This window comes from Mesorhizobium sp. M2A.F.Ca.ET.067.02.1.1 (assembly GCF_004023285.1).
Taxonomy (GTDB): domain Bacteria; phylum Pseudomonadota; class Alphaproteobacteria; order Rhizobiales; family Rhizobiaceae; genus Mesorhizobium.
The window spans coordinates 1-3,461 of record NZ_RZSB01000643.1; the positions used below are offsets into that span (position 1 = coordinate 1).

Here is a 3,461-nt window from a genome sequence, read left to right on the forward strand (position 1 = left end):
GCGCGGCACCGTCATCCCCAGGAACGAGATCGCCGAGAGCGTGGAGTCGATCCAGCTATACTGCCTCGTCGCCGCCCATATGCCGAAGGTGATGCCGAGCACCGAGGCGAGCAGGTGGCAGACCAGCGCAAGCACCAGCGTGCGCGGCAGGCGTTCGCCCACCACATCGGCCACCGGCTTGTTGTAGTAGAGGCTGTAGCCGAAATCGCCGCGCGTGATGATGCCGCCGATCCAGTTGAGATACTGGACGGGCAACGGCTTATCGAGGCCATGCTCGACGCGGTAGGCCTGGGCCTGCGCATCGGCTTCGGCATAGGAGGCGCCGCCCTGGTTGATCAGCTGCGATTTGATGTAGTCGGCATAGTCGCCCGGCGGCGCCTGGATGATGGCAAAGGTGACGAGACTTAAGATGGCGAAAACCGGTATCGCCGAGGCGATGCGCATGAGCAGGAACCGCAGCATCGGATCGTCCGCCTTCTTGTCTGCCCGCCGCTCCCTCGGGTGCGTTCGGAGATTTCGCTTGTCCGGCCGCACCGCGGCACGGCCGGACGTCTCTCGGTCAGGGGAGGTAAGCTTAATCCATCGGTCCCTTATCGCCAGGCTTGCCGGGCAATTCCTTGGGGAACAACTCATACTTTGCCTGCTTGTCCGCCTTGACGAACACGCGCTCGCGCATGATCGAATCCTCGGCCCAGTTGAACATGAAGATCGGCGTGCCCTGCGGGATGTTGGAGAAGCGCTTGTTGATGATGAGCGCGCCCGGATATTCCGTCAGGCCGACATTGTAGACATGCTCGGTCGAGATCTTCTGGAACTTTCGCATCAGCTCGGCACGCTGGTCGTTGTCCTGCGTCGACACGAACTTGTTGACGATGTCGACGAGATCCTTTTCGAAGGGCATCAGGTCGACCTGGCCGCTTTCCGGCGCGCGATGGTTCCAGCTGGTCTTCGGACCGACCGGCGCGAGCTGCTCAGTATTTTGAACGACGGAGGTGAGCTCGGTTTCGTTTCGCCGGATCAGCCAGTCGAAGCGGCCGGAATATTGTGTGGCATCGCGCTGCGTGCCGTTAAGCCCGTTGAGCACGACCCTAAGGCCGAGCTTCTCCATCTGCGCGACCACGCCTTCGGCAAGGCTCTTGTCGGTGGTGTAGTCGTTATTGACCAGCATCACGATCTCGACATCCTTGCCGCCGGCGGTGCCGGCCGGGAAGTTCACAATGCCGTCGCCATCCGTATCCTTGAGGCCGGCCTTGGCGAGCAATGCTTTGGCGCCTTCGAGATCGAACTGATAATAGACCGTCGACTTGCGGTCATAGAAGCTGGTGCCGGATGAGAAGCCGCCTGGATAGATGGCGGTGAACGGACCCTTGACCAGCGAGTCGCCCAGCGCCTTGCGGTCGAGCGCCATGGTGACGGCCTTGCGGAAGTCCTCGTTGCGGTTCAGCTCGCGGATCGCCTGGCCCCGCTCGTCCGGGTTGCCCCAGCCATTGGCGGAAAAATTCATGCGCAGATTGTAGCCGATGAGACGCGGGCCGAAGGCGAGGCGTGCAGGTGCATTCTTGTCAGCCGCGCGTTTCAGCGAGGCGACGAAGTTCTCCGGCTGCTCGAGGTTGGAGAAATCGCCGGAGCCGGCAACAGCCTGGACGTCGCGGTCAGCCCACGTCGAGAGCTTGTAGTGCAGCTCGTTGAGATAGGGCAGCTGGTTGCCCTTCTCGTCGACCTTCCAATAATAGGGATTGCGGCGCATGACGATGATGTCGTCCGGCCGGTATTCGACCGGAACCCAGGCGCCCATCACCGGCATGTTCATATATTCCGGCGGGAAGGCGTTCTTGAACTGGTCGTAGGTGTTCTTCGAATGTTTCGGATGCTGCGGCTTCAGGATGTGCGAGGGGCCGGGGCAGAAAGTGCCATAGGCCATGGCATAGAGATATTGCCGCGGGAATGCCTCCTTGAAGGTCCACTCGACGGTGTAGTCGTCGATCTTCTTCAGCGTCGTGCCGACGCCGAAAGTTTCCGGCGTGGCGCCGTTGAGCGGCGAGACGTTTGGATCGACCACCTCGTCATCCCAGTAGAACATCACGTCGTCGGCATTGAAAGGCGCGCCGTCCGACCATTTGGCGCCTTCGATCAGATGCATGGTCAGCTTGAGGCCGTCGCTCGACCAGTCCCAGCTCTTGGCGAGATTGGGCAGCGGCTCGGTGTCCTTGGCCTCGACCTGGAACAGCGGCGCCGTGCGCGTCAGGCATTCGGACAGGCCGATATCGATGCCGCCCCAGCCTTGCGTCTGGCCGGCGCCGTAGTTCCAGCCTTCCGGCCTGCCGCCGATGACATGGCGCATCGTGTCGCCATAGACGCCGATGCCATCCGGCATGTTGGCCGTCTTGAAGACCAGCGGTTCCTTCGGCAGCCTGTCCTTGACCGGCGGCAGCTTGCCGGTCTTGACGTATTTCTCCGTCACCCAGTCCGGCTCGTGATATTCCGGCAGCGCCTTGAACTCCAGGATGGAGTCGCGCGCCACATAGTGGATCTTGCCCTCGGCCGGGAATGTCGCAGGCTGCGGCGGGATCGTCGGCTCGGAAGCGAAGGCGTTGAGCGCATGGACTGAAACGCCGAGCATCAGCCCGGCGGCAATGGCAGTTCTACGAAAAGTCCTCATAGTCTCCTCCCAGATGTTTTTGGACGTCTGCTGCTGCCCGCCTCTTGTGAATTTCTTGCCGAGCTGCCTCCCGCGACCCGGCCTGCTTGCCGTTAGGCCTCAGCCGGCCTGTTTCAGTGCCGCCTTTTCGGCGCGCAATTCCTCGATCGAGCGCACGTTGCGCCGCGCGGCACCCGCCCATTCGCGGGTCTTGACGTGTGCTTTCGAAAGCCGCTCCTTTGCCGCCGGAACGGCGTGCGCATATTGCGGCAGCCACTGAGCCTGGGCGACCACCATCTCGTCCACCATCTGCCAGACCTCTTCCGGCGTCGACACCGCACCCACCAGCGGATCGTGCAGCACGGCGAGCTTCAACAGATCGATGTCGCCGGCGATCGCCGCATGCACCGACATGCGCTGCACGTTGATCGAGGCCATGCAGGTGGCGGCACAGGCTTCCGGCAGCGTGATGCCGGCCGCCATGTTGATGCCGAAACGGTCGACGAAGCCGGGCGATTCGATGATCGCGTCCTGCGGCAGGTTGGTGATCACGCCATTATTCCGGACGTTGAAGTGACCGCGATAGACGCGGTTGGTCTCCAGCGCCTCGAGGATGTGGCTGGCATGCTCGTTGGAGCGTTTTGACGGATCGATCGGCTTCGACGCCGCTTCGAGGAACTGCGGATATTCCGTCTCGAACCAGTTGCGGGTTTCGGTCGAGTAGCGCAGATAGCCGCCGGTCTCGCCATGGATCCAGTCGGACATGTCGATCCAGCGCGTGATCTCGTCGGGGCGCTTGCGGTACCAGGGGAGGTATTCGGAG

2 protein-coding genes and 1 pseudogene are annotated in these 3,461 nt (G+C 62.2%); all 3 read right to left on the reverse strand.

Annotation, left to right across the window (positions count from 1 at the left end):
- Nucleotides 1-462 (reverse strand): ABC transporter permease (locus tag EOA28_RS29215; protein WP_148670922.1); only part of this gene is annotated, 462 nt, incomplete at its 3' end.
- Between the two features lie 112 nt (nucleotides 463-574).
- Complete coding sequence (locus tag EOA28_RS29220; RefSeq protein ID WP_127253085.1) at nucleotides 575-2,659, reverse strand: ABC transporter substrate-binding protein; 2,085 nt, start codon at nucleotides 2,657-2,659, stop codon at nucleotides 575-577.
- A 99-nt stretch (nucleotides 2,660-2,758) separates the two neighbouring features.
- Nucleotides 2,759-3,461, reverse strand: a pseudogene (locus tag EOA28_RS29225) (alpha-glucosidase/alpha-galactosidase); the annotation flags it as partial.